15 protein-coding genes are annotated in these 21,211 nt (G+C 55.6%); 4 read left to right on the plus strand and 11 right to left on the minus strand.

The annotated features are described in order from the left end of the window. The first annotated feature begins 48 nt into the window (after positions 1 to 48). The gene (locus ABIE02_RS13715) at positions 49 to 540 is read left to right on the plus strand and encodes an Hcp family type VI secretion system effector (protein WP_032613656.1); all 492 of its coding nucleotides are present in this window, start codon (positions 49 to 51) and stop codon (positions 538 to 540) included. Between the two features lie 363 nt (positions 541 to 903). Here the strand turns inward: ABIE02_RS13715 and cysH are convergent, their stop codons facing one another. From cysH to cysJ, 3 genes are read right to left on the minus strand one after another with little or no spacing between them, the layout of a single operon-like run. Beyond that, complete coding sequence (gene cysH, locus ABIE02_RS13720) at positions 904 to 1,638, minus strand: phosphoadenosine phosphosulfate reductase (protein WP_130588269.1); 735 nt, start codon at positions 1,636 to 1,638, stop codon at positions 904 to 906. Between the two features lie 15 nt (positions 1,639 to 1,653). Next, the gene (gene cysI, locus ABIE02_RS13725) at positions 1,654 to 3,366 is read right to left on the minus strand and encodes an assimilatory sulfite reductase (NADPH) hemoprotein subunit (RefSeq protein ID WP_032613661.1); all 1,713 of its coding nucleotides are present in this window, start codon (positions 3,364 to 3,366) and stop codon (positions 1,654 to 1,656) included. Continuing rightward, a complete protein-coding gene (cysJ, locus tag ABIE02_RS13730) occupies positions 3,366 to 5,171 on the minus strand; it encodes an NADPH-dependent assimilatory sulfite reductase flavoprotein subunit (protein ID WP_032613663.1) in 1,806 nt (601 codons plus the stop codon). Before cysJ ends, cysI begins: the two co-directional genes overlap by 1 nt. A 304-nt stretch (positions 5,172 to 5,475) precedes the next feature. Between cysJ and queD the strand changes: the two genes are divergently transcribed. Continuing rightward, positions 5,476 to 5,841 carry a 6-carboxytetrahydropterin synthase QueD gene (queD, locus tag ABIE02_RS13735; protein ID WP_164530011.1) on the plus strand — a complete coding sequence of 122 codons (366 nt, stop codon included), beginning with the start codon at positions 5,476 to 5,478 and terminating at the stop codon, positions 5,839 to 5,841. 29 nt (positions 5,842 to 5,870) lie between these two features. Here queD and queE read toward each other — a convergent pair whose 3' ends face one another. Further along, positions 5,871 to 6,542 (minus strand): 7-carboxy-7-deazaguanine synthase QueE, encoded by a 672-nt coding sequence (gene queE / locus ABIE02_RS13740; protein WP_032613676.1) that lies wholly within the window; start codon positions 6,540 to 6,542, stop codon positions 5,871 to 5,873. Between the two features lie 253 nt (positions 6,543 to 6,795). Here queE and ABIE02_RS13745 point away from each other — a divergent pair, with 253 nt between their 5' ends. Next, positions 6,796 to 8,010, plus strand: a complete 1,215-nt coding sequence (locus tag ABIE02_RS13745; RefSeq protein WP_336995075.1) for a glycosyltransferase — start codon at positions 6,796 to 6,798, stop codon at positions 8,008 to 8,010. A gap of 52 nt (positions 8,011 to 8,062) precedes the next feature. On the opposite strand, the gene eno is transcribed toward ABIE02_RS13745, so the two are convergent. From eno to rlmD, 5 genes are all read right to left on the minus strand, one after another. Then, a complete protein-coding gene (gene eno, locus ABIE02_RS13750; protein ID WP_032613680.1) occupies positions 8,063 to 9,358 on the minus strand; it encodes a phosphopyruvate hydratase in 1,296 nt (431 codons plus the stop codon). A gap of 82 nt (positions 9,359 to 9,440) precedes the next feature. Beyond that, positions 9,441 to 11,078, minus strand: a complete 1,638-nt coding sequence (gene pyrG / locus ABIE02_RS13755; RefSeq protein ID WP_032613682.1) for a glutamine hydrolyzing CTP synthase — start codon at positions 11,076 to 11,078, stop codon at positions 9,441 to 9,443. Between the two features lie 224 nt (positions 11,079 to 11,302). Then, positions 11,303 to 12,094, minus strand: coding sequence for a nucleoside triphosphate pyrophosphohydrolase (mazG, locus tag ABIE02_RS13760; RefSeq protein ID WP_077227391.1), 792 nt, complete (start codon positions 12,092 to 12,094; stop codon positions 11,303 to 11,305). 69 nt (positions 12,095 to 12,163) lie between these two features. Next, positions 12,164 to 14,401 (minus strand): GTP diphosphokinase, encoded by a 2,238-nt coding sequence (relA, locus tag ABIE02_RS13765; RefSeq protein ID WP_032613687.1) that lies wholly within the window; start codon positions 14,399 to 14,401, stop codon positions 12,164 to 12,166. A gap of 52 nt (positions 14,402 to 14,453) precedes the next feature. Beyond that, positions 14,454 to 15,752: a 23S rRNA (uracil(1939)-C(5))-methyltransferase RlmD gene (gene rlmD, locus ABIE02_RS13770; protein ID WP_059307285.1), complete on the minus strand. Its 1,299-nt coding sequence runs from the start codon at positions 15,750 to 15,752 to the stop codon at positions 14,454 to 14,456. Positions 15,753 to 15,809: 57 nt separating this feature from the next. Between rlmD and barA the strand changes: the two genes are divergently transcribed. Next, positions 15,810 to 18,569: a two-component sensor histidine kinase BarA gene (gene barA / locus ABIE02_RS13775; RefSeq protein ID WP_032613690.1), complete on the plus strand. Its 2,760-nt coding sequence runs from the start codon at positions 15,810 to 15,812 to the stop codon at positions 18,567 to 18,569. 71 nt (positions 18,570 to 18,640) lie between these two features. Here the strand turns inward: barA and ABIE02_RS13780 are convergent, their stop codons facing one another. Both ABIE02_RS13780 and gudD read right to left on the minus strand, forming a co-directional pair. Further along, complete coding sequence (locus tag ABIE02_RS13780; protein WP_336995076.1) at positions 18,641 to 19,780, minus strand: glycerate kinase; 1,140 nt, start codon at positions 19,778 to 19,780, stop codon at positions 18,641 to 18,643. Between the two features lie 87 nt (positions 19,781 to 19,867). Next, positions 19,868 to 21,208, minus strand: a complete 1,341-nt coding sequence (gene gudD / locus ABIE02_RS13785) for a glucarate dehydratase (protein WP_032613694.1) — start codon at positions 21,206 to 21,208, stop codon at positions 19,868 to 19,870. Between the last annotated feature and the right edge of the window lie 3 nt (positions 21,209 to 21,211).

Raw genomic sequence — 21,211 nt, forward strand, 5'->3', positions numbered from 1 at the left:
CTTTCGCTTTTTATCAGTTAATGAGCGTTTCACAAAAAGGAGTTTAAAATGCCCATTCCTGCTTATTTATGGCTCAAAGACGACGGCGGCGCGCACATTAAGGGATCTGTTGATGTAAAGAATCGAGAGGGGAGCATTGAGGTGCTTTCTTTTAGTCACGGTCTCTTAGTACCAACCGACAACAACACCGGCAAAATAACAGGCACGCGCGTACATGCGCCGCTCGTCATTGAAAAAGAGTTTGATAGCTCCAGCCCGTATCTCTACAAGGCGGTAAGCACCGGTCAGACCCTTAAAAGCGCAGAGATCAAATGGTACAAGATCAACGACGCGGGCCAGGAAGTGGAGTATTTCAACATGCTTCTTGAAAATGTCCGTATCGTGAGCATCACCCCTGTAATGCAAAACTGCAAAGAGCCAGCGCATGCGATACATAATCATAATGAGGGTATTCAATTGCGCTATGAAAAAATAACCTGGCGTTATTGTGATGGTAACATTCAGCACTCAGACGCATGGAACGAGCGTGTAACAGCATAAAAAAAGGGGCGGTTAATCCGCCCTTAAATCTTTTTTTGCGCCAGCTGACACGCACCCTTTGTTTGCCAGTACGCCGCCTCTCCTCGATGGAAACAAAAGCCCGATCGCCTGGCACTGGCTCTCAGCTTTATGCGGGCTGGTGCGGAGAAGACAATAATTCATGAGCCACCAGACAGCAGCCATAGAAAATTAACATCATTTAATTAAATAAATCTGCCTGATAATAACCGAAGTGAGAATTAATGCTTAACGTTAATTACATTGAGTAACTTTAGATTTAAACAGACTTAGAAAAGTTATTTTCTATTAACTTGCAATAAAAAGCCCTTGCCTGGCAGCAAGGGCTAGAGAGAAACACGTCAATTACCCTTCGTGCAATCCACACTCGCGCTTGAGGCCAAAGAAGCGGGTCTCTTCTTCCGCCATGCCCGGCTCCCATTTGCGGGTGGTATGGGTATCGCCAACCGACAGATAGCCCTGATCCCACAGGGGATGGTATTTCAGGCCATGCTGTTGCAGGTACTGATAAACGGTCCGGTTGTCCCAGTCGATAATCGGCAGCACTTTGAACACGCCGCGCTGGATCGCCAGCACCGGCAAACTCGCCCGGCTTCCTGACTGATCGCGGCGCAACCCGGCGAACCAGGTTTTTGCGTTAAGCTCAGAGAGCGCCCGGTTCATCGGTTCGACCTTGTTGATCGCATTGTATTTCTCAATGCCTTCCACGCCCTGCTCCCACAGCTTGCCATAGCGTGCTTCCTGCCAGGCAGCGCTCTGTTCGGCGCGGTAGACTTTGAGGTTCAGCTTGAGCTTGTCCGTCAGCTCATCAATAAACTGATAGGTTTCCGGGAACAGGTAGCCGGTGTCGGTGAGGATCACCGGAATGTCCGGACGGATCTTATTCACCAGATGCAAACTGACCGCCGCCTGGATACCAAAGCTCGAGGAGAGCACATATTCACCAGGCAGGTTTTCCAGCGCCCAGGCGACACGCCCTTCCGCGTCCAGCTTTTCCAGCTGAGCATTGATTTCGGCCAGCGCCAGAATGCGCTCGACTTTTGGCTGCTCGTTAAGGGCGTTTAGATCGAGTACGGACATAATTACCTCTCGTAGTTACTCCCAGAAATCCCTTGCGGGATCGAGCACCGGGCGAATGATGCCCGCACGCACCGTAAAGTCACCGAAGCCTTCACCCGCTTCGCGCTCTTTCGCCCAGCGCCCGACCAACTCGTCGATCGAAACCAGAATCTCTGATTCCGTTATGTTCTCGCGATACATACGTGGAATGCGCGTCCCGCTGCGATTCCCGCCCAGGTGCAGGTTGTAACGCCCTGGCGCTTTGCCCACCAGACCCAGCTCCGCCAGCATCGCGCGGCCACAGCCGTTCGGGCAACCAGTAACGCGCATAACGATATGCTCGTCAGGAATGCCGTGTTTTTCCAGCACCGCTTCCACTTTGTCGGTGAACGACGGCAGGAAGCGCTCGGCTTCGGCCATCGCCAGCGGACAGGTCGGGAAAGAGACACAGGCCATCGAGTTTTCACGCTGCGGTTTTACTGCGTCCATCAGGGCATGATCCCGCGCCAGCTTCTCGATCTTCGCTTTCTGGCTTTCCGGCACGCCGGCAATGATCAGGTTCTGGTTGGCGGTGATACGAAACTCGCCCTGGTGGATCTTCGCAATTTCCAGCAGGCCGGTTTTCAGCGGGCGACCCGGATAATCCAGGATACGACCGTTTTCAATAAACAGCGTCAGGTGCCATTTATCGTCGATACCTTTTACCCAGCCAATACGATCGCCGCGACCGGTGAATTCGTACGGGCGGATCGGCTCAAACTTGATGCCTGCGCGACGCTCCACTTCCGCTTTGAAGGTCTCAACGCCCACGCGCTCCAGCGTGTATTTGGTTTTTGCGTTTTTACGATCGGTACGGTTGCCCCAGTCGCGCTGGGTGGTCACTACCGCTTCGGCCACCGCCAGGGTGTGCTCCAGCGGCAGATAACCAAACTCGCTCGCGGTCCGGGCGTAGGTATTCTTGTTACCGTGTTCGATAGAGAGACCGCCGCCAACCAGCAGGTTAAAGCCCACCAGCTTGCCGTTCTCGGCAATCGCCACGAAGTTCATGTCGTTGGCATGCAGATCGATATCGTTCTGCGGCGGGATCACCACTGTGGTTTTGAACTTACGCGGCAGGTAGGTCTGGCCGAGGATTGGCTCTTCGTCAGTTGTCGCGACCTTTTCCTGATCCAGCCAGATCTCGGCATAGGCGCGGGTACGCGGCAGCAGATGCTCGGAGATCTTCTTCGCCCACTCGTAAGCTTCGGCATGCAGTTCGGACTCATACGGGTTCGACGTACAGAGCACGTTACGGTTCATGTCGTTGGCGGTCGCTAAGGCGTCCAGCCCAACGGAGTGCAGCATCTGGTGTACCGGCTTCACGTTCTTCTTCAGAATGCCGTGGAACTGGAAGGTCTGACGGTTGGTCAGACGGATGCTGCCGTAAATAGTGTTGTCATGGGCGAACTTGTCGATCGCCTGCCACTGTTTGGTGGTGATGATGCCACCCGGCAGACGGCAGCGCAGCAGCATCGCATGACGCGGCTCCAGCTTCTGTTCAGCACGTTCGGCGCGAATATCGCGATCGTCCTGCTGGTACATGCCGTGGAAACGGATCAGCAGGAAGTTGTCGCCTTTGAAACCGCCGGTCAGACCGTCATTTAAATCTTCGGCAATGGTGCCGCGCAGATAGTTGCTTTCAACCTTCATGCGCTCGGCATCAGACAGTTTGCCTTCGACCACCAGAGGGCCAGGATGTTTTTCGCTCATTAGTAGACATCTCGCTGATAACGGCGCTCGACGCGCAGCTCACTTAAAAATTCATCCGCCGATTCAGTATCCATACCACCGAATTCAGCAATCACTTCCAGCAACGCCTGCTCAACGTCTTTCGCCATGCGATTGGCGTCGCCGCAGACATAAATGTGGGCACCGTCATTGATCCAGCGCCACAGCTCTGCGCCCTGTTCGCGCAGTTTGTCTTGTACGTATATTTTTTGTTTTTGATCGCGGGACCAGGCCAGATCGATACGGCTCAGCACGCCTTCTTTCACGTAGCGCTGCCACTCCACCTGGTAGAGGAAATCTTCGGTGAAGTGCGGGTTGCCAAAGAACAGCCAGTTTTTGCCTGGCGCTTCGTCGGCGGCGCGCTGCTGCATAAAGGCGCGGAACGGCGCAATGCCGGTGCCCGGGCCAATCATAATCACCGGGGTTTCCGGGTTAGCAGGCAGACGGAAGTTGTCGTTGTGCTCGATAAAGACCCGTACTTCGCCCTCTTCTTCTACACGATCCGCCAGGAAGCTGGATGCACCACCGGCACGGGCACGACCTTCGATATCGTAACGCACCACGCCCACGGTGACGTGGACTTCGCTTTCCACCTCGGCCTGGGCAGAGGCGATGGAGTACAGACGCGGCGTCAGCGGGCGCAGCAGGCCGATTAACGCATTCGCGTCCAGCTGTGCTGGCGCAAAACGCACCATATCCACGATTGGCGTGGTCGCGGCGTACTGTTGCAGTTTGGCTTTATCACCCACCAGCGGCAGCAGGGATTCGCTGCGGGTCAGGGTGGCGTAGTTTTCCACGATATTCGCGGTATTCACGGTCAGCTCAAAATGCCACTGCAGCGCTTCAGAGAGCGGCAGAGTTTTGCCGTCTACTGATACCGGCTCGTCACCTTTCAGCCACAGCAGCTCCACCAGCTCTTTCACCAGCGCCGGATCGTTCTGATACCAGACACCAAGGGCATCGCCCGGCTGGTAACGCAGACCGGAGTCACCCAGATCGATTTCGATATGGCGCACGTCTTTTTCCGAGTCGCGACCGGTAATTTTCTGGTTAACCGAGAGGCTCGCCGTCAGCGGGGCTTCTTTGGTATATGGGCTGGTGTGAATATCGTTTACCGCGCCAGTGGCGGTGATGGCGGCCTGCGCAGGGGTCTCTTTCGGCACACGGGCTTTCAGCACATCGACAATGCGCGCACGCCATTCGGCAGCCGCGGCCTGGTATTCAACGTCGGTATCAACGCGATCCAGCAGGCGCTCGCCACCCAGTTCGGCCAGCTTGCTGTCAAAATCTTTGCCCGACTGGCAGAAGAATTCGTAGGAGGAGTCGCCCAAGCCAAAGACCGCAAAGGCGGTACCCGACAGTTTTGGCGCTTTTTTCGAGAACAGGAATTTATGCAGCGCAACCGCTTCTTCAGGCGGCTCACCTTCGCCCTGAGTTGAGGTCACAACGACAACCAGTTTTTCTGACGCGATTTGCTTAAATTTATAATCCCCGGCGTTCACCAGGTTCACGTTCAGTTTGGCCGCGAGCAGATCGTCCCGCAGGGCTTCCGCCACGCGACGAGCATTGCCGGTTTGCGAAGCGGAAATAAGCGTAATGGCCGGGATCTCAACGGCCGCAGCCGGAGCACTCACCACAGCACCCGGCTGTTGATTGAGCATTCCCCAGAAATAACCGGAGACCCAGGCAAGCTGGGTTGGCGAAAAATCAGTGGTGGCTGCCTGCAGGCGTGCCAGTTGCTCCGGGTTCAGGGGAAGCAAATTTGAAGGTGGGGCCTGTGTTGTCATGCGTCGTTATGTTCCAGTAGCAAAGCTGAATTTTTATCTGAAAGACAGAACAGAGTGTAAGGTTAACGGCGCGGATCATAACAATTAAAGACAGGATGGAAATAATAAATAACCAAATGGACTAACCTGTTTTTGCTATCGTTCTTAACGATAAAAACGATTAATTAACCGTATGAAAATAAAAGATAAAAATGGGTTTGATAACCACGAAAAGCCAGCCGGGGGTGAATGGCCGTTTTAGGTAATGATAAAAAAGGTGCTTTCCGGTATTATGCGGCGGTTTTTTACGCATTTTTGAGAGTTCATGATGTCCACCACACTGTTTAAAGATTTCATCTTCGAAGCCGCCCACCATCTCCCTCACGTCCCGGAAGGCCATAAATGTGGTCGCCTGCACGGGCACTCCTTTATGGTGCGCCTGGAGATCACGGGTGAAGTCGATCCCCATACCGGTTGGATCATGGATTTTGCTGAGTTGAAGGCCGCGTTTAAACCGACCTATGACCGCCTCGATCACTACTATCTGAATGATATTCCGGGGCTTGAGAATCCAACCAGCGAAGTGCTGGCGAAGTGGATCTGGGATGAGATTAAGCCACTGGTGCCCCTGCTGAGCGCAGTGATGATCAAAGAGACTTGTACGGCTGGCTGCGTTTATCGCGGCGAGTAAAAAAAAGCCCGGTTTAACCGGGCTTTTTTTTAAGCAATATTCAGGTATTTATGCGTCTGCATCGACAGACGCCAGTTACGGGCAATACAGGTCTCAATGCACAGACGGGTGGCATCTTCTTTCTGGCTGATGGGTTGCAGCGCAATCACCCGCTGTTTGTCATCAGTCAGCGTTACCAGCAGTTCATCCAGCGCTTCGATATCACGCACACGGCCTACCGGGTGTTTAATCTCATCGGCACGCTCCAGCGCCTGAGAGAGCACGTCGTAACCGCCGCGCATATTCACTTTTGGCGATACCGTCACCCAGGTGGTGTGGGAGCAGCGTACTTCGTGCGTACCGCTGGTCTCAATCTGGCAGCTAAAGCCGTTGCTCTCCAGCAGGGTGGTTAGCGGCATGAGATCGTGAATGCAGGGTTCCCCGCCGGTGATCACCACGTGGCGCGCCGTCCAGCCCTGACGACCAATAATCGCCAGCAGATCGTCCGGGTTTGCTGCGCCCCATTTATCGCTCTCTTTCGTTTTGGCCAGAATGCTGAACAGTGACACTTCCCGATCCGCCAGCGTTTCCCAGGTATGTTTGGTATCACACCAGGCACAACCCACCGGGCATCCCTGCAGACGAATGAAGATAGCGGGAACGCCGGTGAAGTAACCCTCGCCTTGCAGGGTCTGGAACATTTCATTAATCGGGTACTGCATAGTTATCTCTGGTCAGATTTATGGGTGGGCATTATTGCAGATCGCACATAATCAGGCAAAACAACCCCGGCCACGATTTTATTCCTGTCAGTTCAAGGATAGCCAGGCTAACAGCCTTAAGGTAGAAGCCGTTGTCAGAAGGGAATGTTAAAAACATTAAAATTTACGCTACGCTTTTAAGATATCGCCCATCCGGCACGCGTCGACGTTAACCCCCTTGACTGAGTAGCCATCAGAATACTGGACAAGCAGAATGAGCCATTTTGCGGTAATAACGCTACCGTTATACAGCCATATGCACGCTATGGAAGCACTGGCAAAACACCTTATCGTGCGTGGCCATCGGGTCACTTTTTTTCAGCAGGAAGAGGCCCGCACCTTGCTCACGGAACCGCAGGCGCACTTTATCGCTGTGGGTGACCCGACGCCGTTTGCGATGCAAGAGCCGGGTTTTTTTCACCTGATATCAGGTATGGCAAGCGTTACCGATATGCTGTGCCGTGAACTGCCCCTCGCCTTCCGACAGCACAATATTGACGCCGTGATTGTCGATCAGATGGAGCCGGCAGGAGGGCTGGTTGCACAAGCGCTCAACCTGCCCTTTATCTCCGTCTGCTGCGCCCTGCCGGTAAACCGGGATAACACCATCCCCCTGCCAGTAATGCCTTTTCGCTATGGCACAAGCGAGCGCTACCGGAAATTATATGCCTCCAGCGCGGATGTTTATGACTGGCTGATGTCGAGACAAGGCCGGGTAATTGCCCGTCATGCCCGGGCGTTTGGTCTGCCTCCGCGCAGCAGACCAGATCAATGCCTGTCGCCGTTGGCGCAAATCAGCCAGACCATTCCAGGCTTTGATTTCCCACGTACCTTGCCCGCCTGCTTCCATGCGGTAGGCCCGCTACGCTACGAGCCACCAACGATTTCATCCGGCAAAAAGAAGCCGTTTGTTTTTGCGTCATTAGGCACGATCCAGGGCTACCGCTATGGACTGTTCCGCAAGATTGCCCGCGCCTGTCGACAGGCTGGTGTGCCCTTGCTTATTGCCCACTGCGACGGACTAAATGCAAGTCAAACCGCCCGGCTGGCGCGTGCGGGAACGCAAATTGTAGGATTTGCCGATCAGCTGGCGGTATTACGTGATGCCAGCGCCGTCATTACCCACGCAGGACTGAATACGGTTATGGATGCCATCGCCACCGCCACGCCTATCCTCGCCGTGCCGCTGGCATTTGATCAGCCAGGCGTCGCAGCCCGAGTGGTCTTCAGCGGCATTGGCCTTAAGGCCTGCCGTTTTTCGCCGAGCCGCACGCTCAGCCAGCATCTTCTCGACCTGCTGGAAAATAAGCAGTACACGCAGCGCATCACCGCCCTCCAGACTCAGCTGATAAACGCCGGAGGGGCACCACGGGCTGCAGAAATTATTGAACAGGCGGTATGCACAAGTCGTAGCGTACCGACGGTGTGATGATAAAAAAAAACCCGCCGAAGCGGGTTTTTCTAAAGATTAGGGTTCAGGATTACTGACCTTTGATCTCTTTACGGCCGTTGTATGGTGCTTTTTCGCCCAGCGCTTCTTCGATACGAATCAGCTGGTTGTATTTAGCAACACGGTCAGAACGGCTCATAGAACCGGTTTTGATCTGGCCAGCAGCGGTACCAACAGCCAGGTCAGCGATGGTAGCGTCTTCAGTTTCGCCTGAACGGTGAGAGATAACGGCAGTGTAGCCAGCGTCTTTCGCCATTTTGATCGCAGCCAGAGTTTCGGTCAGAGAACCGATCTGGTTGAATTTGATCAGGATGGAGTTAACGATGCCTTTCTCGATACCTTCTTTCAGGATCTTGGTGTTGGTTACGAACAGATCGTCACCAACCAGCTGGATTTTGTCGCCCAGTACTTTGGTCTGGTATGCGAAACCATCCCAGTCAGATTCGTCCAGACCGTCTTCGATAGAGACGATTGGGTACTGTTTGGTCAGGTCTTCCAGGAAGTGAGTGAATTCTTCGGAGGTGAACGCTTTGTTGCCTTCGCCAGCCAGAACGTATTTACCGTCTTTGTAGAATTCAGAAGCTGCACAGTCCATCGCCAGAGTGATGTCGGTGCCCAGTTCGTAGCCTGCTGCTTTAACCGCTTCAGCGATTACAGCCAGTGCTTCGGCGTTGGAACCCAGGTTAGGTGCATAACCACCTTCGTCACCAACTGCAGTGTTCATACCTTTAGCTTTCAGAACTTTAGCCAGGTTGTGGAACACTTCAGAACCCATACGTACCGCTTCTTTCAGGGTTTTCGCGCCAACTGGCTGAATCATGAATTCCTGAATATCAACGTTGTTGTCTGCGTGCTCACCGCCGTTGATGATGTTCATCATCGGAACTGGCATAGAGTATTTGCCTGGAGTGCCGTTCAGTTCAGCGATGTGTTCGAACAGTGGCTGACCTTTAGAAGCAGCTGCTGCTTTGGCGTTCGCCAGGGAAACAGCCAGGATTGCGTTCGCACCGAAGTTAGATTTGTTTTCAGTACCGTCCAGATCGATCATGATTTTATCGATGCCAGCCTGGTCTTTGGCGTCTTTGCCAAGGATTGCCTGTGCAATTGGACCGTTAACCGCACCAACAGCTTTGGTTACGCCTTTGCCCAGGAAACGGGATTTGTCGCCATCGCGCAGTTCCAGCGCTTCGCGGGAACCAGTAGAAGCACCTGACGGCGCAGCTGCCATACCGACGAAACCACCTTCCAGGTGTACTTCGGCTTCAACAGTCGGGTTACCACGGGAGTCGATGATTTCACGACCGATGACTTTAACGATTTTGGACATTAGATTTTCCTCAGTACAAGTTAAACTAAAACTCCAGACAAACAACGCGTACCTTTGGTACGCGTTGCCGTTCTAACTTTTCTTACTTCGCCTGACGCTTCTGGAACTCATTAGCGGCTTTCACAAAGCCAGCAAACAGCGGATGTCCATCACGCGGCGTAGAAGTAAATTCCGGGTGGAACTGACATGCGACGAACCATGGGTGGTTCGGCACTTCGATGATCTCGACCAACTGATCATCCCCGGAGCGGCCCGCAATACGCAGACCCGCAGCTTCAATTTGTTTCAACAGCAGGTTGTTGACTTCATAACGGTGACGGTGGCGCTCAGTAATTGTCGGCGCGCCGTACATCTGACGTACCAGGCTATCGTCGGAAAGCTGACAGGCCTGAGAACCCAGACGCATCGTGCCACCCAGATCGCTCTTCTCGGTACGGACTTCAACGTTACCTTCTTCGTCGCGCCATTCGGTGATAAGCGCCACAACAGGGTACTTACAGTCTGGCACAAATTCCGTAGAGTTCGCGTTTTCCATCCCCACCACGTTGCGAGCAAATTCAATCAGCGCAACCTGCATACCCAGGCAAATGCCGAGGTAAGGAATATTGTTTTCACGCGCATAGCGTGCGGTAGCGATCTTGCCTTCAACGCCACGGTAGCCGAAGCCGCCAGGGATCAGAATAGCATCCAGATCTTTCAGAATTTCGACACCGCGGGTTTCAACATCCTGCGAATCAATCAGCTTGATGTTGACGGTTACGCGGTTCTTCAGGCCACCGTGTTTCAGCGCTTCGATAACTGACTTATAGGCGTCCGGCAGTTCAATGTACTTGCCGACCATACCGATAGTCACTTCGCCTGCCGGGTTCGCTTCTTCATAAATAACCTGTTCCCATTCTGACAGGTTAGCTTCCGGACAGTTCAAGCTGAATCGTTTACAAATATAATCGTCCAGACCCTGTGATTTCAACAGGCCCGGGATTTTATAAATGGAATCGACATCTTTCATTGAAATAACGGCTTTTTCTGGCACGTTACAGAACAATGCAATTTTCGCACGTTCGTTGGCCGGTACCGCACGATCGGAGCGGCAAACCAGGATATCAGGCTGAATACCGATGGAGAGCAGCTCTTTAACGGAGTGCTGAGTCGGTTTAGTTTTCACTTCACCTGCGGCAGCCATATATGGCACCAGGGTCAGGTGCATGAACAGCGCGTGTTCACGACCGATATCCACCGCCAGCTGACGAATGGCTTCAAGGAACGGCAGGGATTCGATATCACCGACAGTACCGCCGATCTCAACCAGCACCACGTCGTGACCTTCACCACCGGCAATGATGCGCTCTTTGATGGCGTTGGTGATGTGCGGGATAACCTGTACGGTGGCGCCCAGATAGTCGCCACGGCGCTCTTTGCGCAGAACGTCGGAGTAGATACGGCCAGTCGTGAAGTTGTTACGACGGGTCATTTTGGTGCGAATGAAGCGCTCGTAGTGACCCAGGTCCAGATCGGTTTCGGCGCCGTCTTCAGTAACGAACACTTCCCCGTGCTGGATCGGGCTCATGGTACCTGGATCGACGTTGATGTACGGATCCAGCTTCATCATGGTCACATTGAGGCCACGGGCTTCAAGAATGGCTGCGAGGGAGGCTGCGGCAATGCCTTTACCCAGAGAGGATACAACCCCGCCGGTCACAAAAATATAGTTCGTTGTCATGCTGAACCTGAGAAGTTAGGGTGAAACGATGGAATAACCAGGACGGGAAAGTAGTATACCCGAACACGGCGAGCGCCACAAACTTTCATTCTCCGTCTCCTGTCTCAGGCTTTGACTCATATTGGGAGTGAGAAAATAGCCCCTTTTGGGTAAATGTTTTTGACGCAAATCAAGCGCTTGTCATTTAAAAAATCACACAAATTGCGCTTGATCGCAAAAACCCGTTAGAGATCAGATTCCTGGCGTTTTACTTCCTGCCACACTTCTTCCATCGCCTCGAGGTCCACACCGGTCATTTCCAGGCCACGGGCGGCGATAATGCGTTCCACTTCCCGGAAGCGACGTTCGAATTTGAGGTTAGCTTTTTGCAGCGCCACTTCGGCTTTGACCCCTAAATGACGTGAAAGATTGACGGTGGCAAACAGCAGATCGCCCATCTCCTCTTCCAGCTTATCCTGATCCACGACCGCCTGTTGCGCTTCGTGCATCACCTCGTCGATCTCTTCATGCACTTTGTCGAGCACCGGGCCTAAAGAAGTCCAGTCAAACCCGACCGTCGAGCAGCGTTTCTGGATCTTATGGGCACGCATAAGCGCAGGCAGGCTTAAAGGGATATCGTCCAGCGCCGAATGCTGAGATTTTTCAGCGCGTTCGGCGCTTTTGATCTGCTCCCAGCGGGCCAGCACTTCGGTGCTGTTTTCAGCGCTGGCATCGCCAAAGATGTGCGGGTGGCGGCGTTCCAGCTTATCGCTGATGGCGGCACAGATATCGTTGAAATCAAAGCGCCCTTCTTCCTGGGCCATTTGCGCGTAAAACACCACCTGGAACAGCAGGTCACCCAGTTCGCCGCGCAGATCGTCAAAATCTTCCCGGGAGATGGCGTCCAGCACTTCGTAGGTCTCTTCCAGGGTGTAGGGGGCGATGGTGGCAAAAGTCTGCTCTTTGTCCCACGGACAGCCGGTTTCCGGGTCGCGCAGGCGTTGCATAATGCCGAGCAGGCGGTCAATTTGATTCATAATTCGGTCCTGATAAAAAAAATGCCGGGTGGCGGCTGCGCCTTACCCGGCCTACAAAAGAAGGTGTGACTATCCGCCGTGCAGACGACGGGCGTCGATGACATCGGGTACCTGGTTCAGCTTGCCGAGCACCCGGCCCAGCACCTGCAGGTTATAGATTTCGATAGTCATATCGATGGTGGCGAGCTGCTGGCGGGTGTCGCTGCGGCTGGCAACACCCAGCACGTTGACCTTTTCGTTCGCCAGAATGGTGGTGATATCCCGCAGCAGGCCGCTGCGATCGTTGGCAGAAACCCGCACCACCAGCGAATAGCCCGCGGAGTAACTCTCGCCCCACACCGCATCGACGATACGTTCCGGCGCGTGGGACTGTAAATCATCCAGCTGATCGCAATCCGCGCGGTGGATAGAGATCCCGCGCCCCTGGGTGATAAAGCCGACGATCTCGTCACCCGGAATTGGCTGGCAGCAGCGGGCAATGTGGTGCATCAGGTTACCGACGCCTTCCACCACCACCCGACCGTTGTCTTTTTCTTTACTGCGGTGCTGCGGGGTGTAGCTCTTCTGCTGAAGCTGCTTCAGCGCCGCCGCATCCTGCTCAGCCGCGCTCGGTTTGTTGAACTGCGCCTGCAGGAAATTCACCATCTGGTTAAGACGAATATCCCCGCCGCCGATGGCGGCCAACAGCTCATCCAGCTCGTTGAAGTTGTAGCGCGGCAGCAGCTGCTTTTCTGCCTCTTTCAGGTGGATGCCCAGATGTTCCAGCTCGTCGTCGAGGATCTGACGGCCAGCCAGAATGTTTTTGTCACGATCCTGTTTGCGGAACCAGGCGTGAATTTTAGAGCGCCCGCGGCTGGTGGTGACGTAGCCCAGGTTCGGGTTAAGCCAGTCGCGGCTTGGGTTTGGCTGCTTCTGGGTGATGATTTCAATCTGGTCGCCCATCTGCAACTGGTAGGTAAAGGGCACAATACGACCGCCGATTTTAGCGCCGATGCAGCGATGCCCCACGTCACTGTGGATGTGGTACGCGAAGTCGAGCGGCGTTGAGCCTGCCGGCAGGTCAACCACATCGCCTTTCGGCGTAAAGACATAGACCCGGTCATCAAAGACCTGGCTGCGTACTTCATCAAGCATCTCGCCGGAGTCGGCCATCTCTTCCTGCCACGCAATCAGCTTTCGCAGCCAGGCGATGCGATCTTCGTGGCCGGAACGCGCCCCGCCTGAGGTGCCTTCTTTGTACTTCCAGTGGGCGGCAACCCCAAGCTCGGACTCTTCGTGCATCTGTTTGGTGCGGATCTGGATTTCGACCGGTTTACCGCCCGGCCCCAGAACCACGGTATGGATCGACTGATAGCCGTTCGGCTTCGGATTGGCGACGTAATCGTCAAACTCATCCGGCATGTGACGGTAATGGGTGTGAACAATCCCCAGTGCGGCGTAGCAGTCCTGCAAACGCTCGGCAACGATACGCACGGCGCGCACATCGAACAGCTCATCAAAGGCGAGATGCTTTTTCTGCATTTTGCGCCAGATGCTGTAGATATGCTTCGGACGACCATAAACTTCGGCCTTCACGCCCTCTTCTTTCATTGACTTACGTAAGCCGCCGACAAACTCCTCGATGTAGTGTTCCCGGTCGATACGGCGTTCGTGCAGCAGTTTAGCAATGCGTTTGTATTCTGCCGGGTGCAGGTAGCGGAAGCAGTAATCTTCCAGCTCCCATTTCAGCTGCCCGATACCCAGACGGTTTGCCAGAGGGGCATAGATATTGGTGCACTCTTTCGCCGCCAGCACGCGCTCGTCTTCCGGCGCGTCCTTCACTTCCCGCAGATGGGCAACACGTTCGGCAAGCTTTATGACCACGCAGCGGAAGTCATCCACCATGGCCAGCAGCATACGGCGAACGTTATCGACCTGTTCGGACGAGACGGAATCCGTGTGGGTAGCTTTAAGCTGGCGGATGGCCGCCATGTCGCGCACGCCGTGGATCAGCGACACGATCGAGTTACCGACGCTTTCGCGCAGCACCTCTTCGGAAACCACTTCAGCGTCGGCCAGCGGGAACAGCATGGCGGCAAGCAGAGTGTCGATATCCATGCTCAGCATGGAGAGGATTTCCACCATCTCCACGCCGCGCCACAGCAGCAGCTCGGCATCAGGATGCCCCGTGGTGGTGCGCAGACAATAAGCCCAGGTTTCGGTTAAGCGTTCACACGACTGCTGGCTGGCAATCCCCAGACTTGCGATCCATTTTTGTGGGTCAAACTCACCAGCTTTATTGAGATGTGCACTTCTTACCGCAACCATTGTCCTCTCCTTTAGGGACCCTTGCCTGTCGAATTCGACAAGCCGAAACTCATCAGTTGTGTTCAAACAACGCCATTGATTCCAGATGCCCAGTGTGCGGGAACATATCAAGCATTGCCAGACGCTGAATCTGGTAACCCGCCGCTAATAATGCTTCGCTGTCCCGGGCAAGCGTCGCCGGGTTACAGGAAACATAGACCACGCGTTTAGGGGCCAGTTTAATAATATGCTGCATTACGCCTGGCGCACCTGCACGTGCCGGATCCAGCAGAATTTTGTCGAAGCCGTGCGCGGCCCAGGGTTGCCGGGTGACATCTTCTTCCAGATTCTCGTGAAAAAATGTCACGTTTTGCAGCCCATTATTAACGGCATTGTCACGCCCTTTCTCCACCAGCGCCGCCACGCCTTCAACACCCACCACGCTGTGCGCCCGTTTTGCCAGCGGCAGGGTAAAGTTACCCATTCCGCAGAACAGATCGAGCACCCGGTCCTCAGGCTTAATATCCAGCCAGGCCAGTGCGGTGGCTACCATCTGCTGGTTAACACCATCATTGACCTGAATGAAATCGCGCGGGCTGAACGTTAAGCGTAGCCCGTCTGAATCGTACCAGGGCGTTTCACCGCTCAGTTGCTCAAGTATCTCGCTTTGCGGGGCGAGATAAAGGTCAAGCTCATGGGAATGCGAAAAGCGTTCCAGTTTTTCGCGATCTTTTGCCGAAAGCGGTGCAGTATGACGCAGGACCATCAGCGGGCCGCTGTTGGCCAGCACCAGTTCGACATGGCCCAGGTGGCGAACGCCCTGCAGCTCAGAGAGGCATTTGCGCACTTCTGGCAGCAATGCCTCAAGTTGGGGCACCAGAATGGGGCACTGTTTGACATCAACGATGTCGCTGGAATTAGCCTTGCGAAAGCCCATTTCCAGACGCGCAGTTTTGGGCTGATAGTTCAGGCTCAGGCGCGCCCGGCGGCGGTAGCCCCAGGGTTTATCGGCGATCACTTCGTTGACGTCGTGCTTCAGCAACCGCGCCAGAGCATTGCTTTTGCTGCGCTCCTGTAACGCGACGCTGGCATGCTGCTGCTGGCAGCCGCCGCAGACGCCAAAGTGCGGGCAGCGCGGCGTCTCGCGCTGGGGGCTGTCATTAAGGCGGCGTTTTACCTGCCCGCGCGCATACTGACGTTTCTCTTCCGTCAGGGTGATCTCTGCGCGCTCGTCGGGCAGCAGACCCGGAATAAAAAGGGCTTTACCATCATGGCGCGCCACCCCCTGACCGAAGGGATCGAGGTCTGTCACATCAACAGTTATGATCTGACGCGTCGTCACGCGCCGCTTTGCAGAGTAGAATTGCGCCATTACCAGGTATTTTCTCAAATGAATATATTGACTCTAATTGTCCCATAACGGAACTCCATGACCAACTACAGCCTGCGTGCGCGCATGATGATTTTGATCCTCGCCCCTACCGTACTCATTGGTTTGCTGCTGAGTACCTTCTTTGTGGTGCACCGTTATAACGATCTGCAGCGCCAGCTCGAAGATGCCGGAGCCAGTATTATTGAGCCTCTGGCGGTCTCCAGCGAATACGGCATGGCCCTGCAAAATCGCGAGTCTATCGGCCAGCTCATCAGCATCCTGCACCGCCGCCATTCGGATATTGTGCGGGTGATCTCTGTGTATGACCAACATAATCGCCTGTTTGTGACCTCTAATATCCAGCAGGACCCCGGCGTACTGAAGCTCCCGAGCGGCACGGCGTTCCCGAAGCGGTTGAGCGTGATCCGCCAGGACGAGAAGCTGATCCTGCGCACGCCGATCCTCTCGGAAAGCTATTCACAGGATGAATCTGCCGAATCGGATGCCAAGACCAATAACAACATGCTGGGATATGTGGCGCTGGAGCTGGATCTCAAGTCCGTGCGGTTGCAGCAGTACCGGGAAATTTTTATCTCCACGGTGATGATGCTGTTTTGTATCGGTATTGCGCTGATTTTCGGCTGGCGCCTGATGCGCGATGTGACCAGCCCGATCCGCAACATGGTTAATACCGTTGACCGTATCCGCCGGGGCCAGCTCGACAGCCGCGTCGAAGGCTTTATGCTCGGCGAACTGGATATGCTGAAAAACGGCATCAACTCGATGGCCATGTCGCTGGCGGCCTACCATGAAGAGATGCAGCATAACGTCGATCAGGCCACGTCAGACCTGCGTGAAACCCTGGAGCAGATGGAGATCCAGAACGTCGAGTTGGATCTGGCCAAAAAGCGCGCCCAGGAGGCGGCCCGTATTAAGTCGGAGTTCCTGGCGAACATGTCCCATGAGCTACGTACCCCCCTCAACGGCGTCATTGGCTTTACCCGCCTGACCCTGAAGACAGAGCTAAACCCGACCCAGCGCGACCATCTGCATACCATTGAACGTTCGGCCAACAACCTGCTGGCGATCATCAATGACGTGCTGGACTTCTCCAAGCTCGAGGCAGGCAAGCTGATCCTTGAGAGCATTCCGTTCCCGCTGCGCAACACGCTGGATGAAGTCGTCACCCTGCTGGCGCACTCCTCCCACGACAAAGGGCTGGAGTTGACGCTGAACATTAAAAATGATGTGCCGGATAACGTGATTGGCGATCCGCTGCGCCTGCAGCAAGTGATCACCAACCTGGTAGGGAACGCCATCAAGTTTACCGAGCGCGGTAACATTGATGTGCTGGTGGAAAAGCGCGCCATCAGCAATACCAAAGTGCAGATTGAAGTGCAGATCCGCGATACCGGGATTGGTATTCCTGAGCGCGATCAGTCCCGGCTGTTCCAGGCCTTCCGTCAGGCCGACGCCAGTATCTCACGGCGTCATGGCGGCACCGGCCTGGGGCTGGTGATCACCCAGAAACTGGTCAACGAGATGGGGGGGGATATCTCTTTCCACAGCCAGCCTAACCGCGGCTCGACCTTCTGGTTCCATATCAATCTCGACCTGAACCCGAATGTCCTGAGCGACCGACCGGTGATGGATTGTCTGCAGGGTAAACGGCTGGCGTATGTAGAGCCTAATACCGCCGCCGCGCAAAGTACCCTGGATGTCTTAAGTACCACCCCGCTGGAGGTGGTTTACAGCCCGGGATTCTCCTCGCTGCCGGTTGAGCATTACGACATTCTGCTGATGGGGATCCCGGTGACCTTTACCGGCGAGCTGACCATGCAGCAGGAGCGGCTGGCGAAAGCCGCTTCGATGACCGACTATTTGCTGTTGGCCCTGCCGTGCCATGCGCAGATCAACGCCGAAGAGCTTAAACATGACGGCGCGGCCGCCTGTCTGCTGAAGCCGCTCACCGCCACGCGCCTGCTGCCGACCCTGACTGAATATTGCCGCCTGAACTATCACGCCGCACCGATCGTCGCCGATGAGAGTAAGCTGCCGATGACCGTGATGGCGGTGGATGACAACCCGGCCAACCTGAAGCTGATCGGCGCCCTGCTGGAGGATCAGGTTCAGCACGTCGAACTGTGCGAGAGCGGCTTGCAGGCTGTTGAGCTGGCGAAGCAGATGCAGTTTGACCTGATCATGATGGACATTCAGATGCCCGGCATGGACGGGATCCGCGCCTGCGAGTTGATACGCCAGCTCCCCCACCAGCAGCAAACGCCGGTGGTCGCCGTAACCGCGCACGCGATGGCGGGCCAGAAAGAGAAGCTCTTAAGCGCCGGGATGAACGACTATCTGGCAAAACCCATCGAAGAAGAGAAGTTGCACACCCTGCTGCTGCGCTACAAGCCTGGTCCAGCCGCGGGCAACTGGGTCGCCCCTGCGGAAGCCGCCGAAATCACGGTCAATGAAAATGCCACCCTCGACTGGCAGCTGGCGCTGCGCCAGGCGGCGGGCAAAAACGACCTTGCTCGGGAGATGCTGCAGATGCTGGTGGCCTTCCTGCCGGAGATCCGCAATAAGGTGGAGGAACAGTTGGTGGGTGAGAACCCGGAAGACCTCGTCGACGCGATCCATAAGCTACACGGCAGCTGTGGGTACAGTGGTGTGCCGCGCCTGAAGAATCTTTGTCATTTGCTGGAACAACAGCTGCGTTCCGGGACGCCGGAAAGCGAACTGGAGCCGGAGTTCCTGGAGCTGCTTGATGAGATGGATAACGTCACGCGGGAAGCGATGAAGGTGCTGGGATCCTGAGTTCCCCCTTTACCCTCGACTCCCTCAAGATAAAGGGAGCCGGGGGTATAAATTTTCAGAAGATAATAACGCTACACGCCCATTCCGACCTTCAGCACTGCCGCAATATTCCTCGCCGCCATCCGCACGTTTTCTTCGGCATCTTCCAGCGCCTCCTCCAGCGTGCAGATGGTGTAGATCACGCTGAACACCGCGTCGATGCCATGATCGTGCACCACGCCGACATCCGCCGTCAGGCTGCCCGCCAGGCCGATCACCGGTTTATTGTGGCGTTTCGCGATCTTCGCTACCCCCACCGGCACTTTGCCATGAATGGTCTGGCTGTCGATCCGCCCTTCCCCGGTGATCACCAGATCGGCATCGGCCACCAGGCTGTCGAGGTTGAGCGCATCGGTCACAATCTCAATGCCCTGGCGTAGCTGCGCACCGCAAAAAGCGTATAGCGCCGCCCCCATGCCGCCTGCGGCACCGCCGCCAGCAAGGCCCAGCACATCAACATCGAGGTCGCGGGCGATTATCCGGGCATACTGTGTCAGCGCGCCATCGAGGCGCGTAATCATCTCCGGCGTTGCCCCTTTCTGTGGGCCAAACACGGCCGTTGCGCCGTTTTCACCGGTCAGGGGGTTGGTGACATCGCAGGCGACTTCAATCCGGCACGCCGCCAGCCGTTTATCCAGACCGCTGATGTCGATGCGCGCCAGCTTCTCCAGCTCGCCGCCGCCAGCACCTATGGCGTTCCCCTGCTCGTCTAACAGCTTTGCGCCCAGCGCCTGCACCATCCCTGCTCCGCCATCGTTGGTGGCGCTGCCGCCAATGCCAATGATGATATGTTTCACACCCGCATCCAGCGCGTGGCGGATCAGTTCGCCGGTTCCCCAGGAGGTGGTTTTTAGCGGATTACGCTGGGCCGCGGGGACCAGCTCCAGACCGCTGGCCGCCGCCATCTCGATAAACGCACTTTTGCCGTCACCGGAACGGCCATAAAAACCGTCAACATGCTCACCGAGCGGGCCTGTTACCCGCACCTGAATAATGTCTCCCTGAGTGGCGGCAACCATCGCTTCCACAGTGCCTTCACCGCCATCGGCGACCGGCAGTTTGACATACTCTGCCGTAGGAAAAATCTCGCAAAATCCCTGCTCTATCGCCGTCGCCACAGCCAGGGCACTCAGGCTCTCTTTATAAGAGTCCGGCGCGATAACTATTTTCATAAGCCGTCCTTACGCATGTTGACTACCATAAGCATATACCTGTCACGCAAGAGAAAATGCCGGCTCCCGCAGGAATCGGCACCGGACTTAACGCACCATGCAAGGGCGTTTGTTGTTGAAGGTCCACTCCGGGATCAGGTATTGCATCGCCATTGCGTCGTCGCGCGCGCCCAGACCGTGCTGCAGGTACAGTTCATGCGCCTTCATTACCTGATCCATATCCAGCTCAACGCCCAGACCTGGGGTGGTCGGCACCTGCACCATACCGCCTTTGATTTCGAACGGCTGTTTGGTCAGGCGCTGGTTGCCCTCTTGCCAGATCCAATGGGTGTCGATAGCGGTGATATCGCCCGGCGCGGCCGCGGCCACATGGGTGAACATCGCCAGTGAAATATCGAAGTGGTTGTTGGAGTGTGAACCCCAGGTGAGGCCGAACTCGTGACACATCTGGGCGACACGTACTGAGCCTTGCATGGTCCAGAAGTGCGGATCCGCCAGCGGAATATCGACGGACTGCAGAGAGAGGGTATGACCCATCTGACGCCAGTCGGTAGCGATCATGTTAGTAGCGGTTGGCAGACCGGTGGCGCGGCGGAACTCGGCCATCACTTCGCGCCCCGAGAACCCTTGCTCAGCGCCACACGGATCTTCCGCATACGCCAGCACGCCTTTCAGGCGTTTACCGATACGAATCGCCTCTTCGAGTGACCAGGCCCCGTTTGGATCGAGGGTAACGCGCGCCTCCGGGAAGCGTTTCGCCAGCGCGATAATAGATTCGGCTTCCTCTTCCCCGGCCAGCACGCCGCCTTTCAGTTTGAAATCGTTAAAGCCGTATTTCTCATAGGCCGCTTCCGCCAGACGGACAACCGCATCCGGAGTCATCGCCTCTTCATGACGCAGACGATACCAGTCGCACTGCTCATCCGGCTGGCTCTGGTACGGCAGTGGGGTAAGCTTACGGTTGCCGACGAAGAACAGGTAACCCAGCATCTCGACTTCGCTGCGTTGCTGCCCGTCGCCCAGCAGGGAGGCCACGTTGACGCCCAAGTGCTGGCCCAGCAGGTCGAGCATTGCCGCTTCAATACCGGTCACCACGTGAATGGTGGTGCGCAGGTCAAAGGTTTGCAGCCCGCGGCCGCTCGCATCACGGTCGGCAAACTCATTACGTACCGCATTCAGGATATTTTTGTACGCGCCCAGGGTTTTACCGACCACCAGCGGGATCGCGTCTTCCAGGGTTTTGCGGATCTTCTCGCCACCGGGGATCTCGCCCACGCCGGTATGGCCGGAGTTATCTTTGATAATTACGATATTACGGGTGAAGAACGGGGCATGGGCGCCGCTCAGGTTCATCAACATGCTGTCATGACCGGCAACCGGGATGATCTGCATGGAAGTGACAACAGGCGTAGTAAATGTGCTCATAATTCA

It is taken from the genome of Leclercia sp. 1548, from assembly GCF_050435045.1.
GTDB lineage: Bacteria > Pseudomonadota > Gammaproteobacteria > Enterobacterales > Enterobacteriaceae > Enterobacter > Enterobacter adecarboxylatus.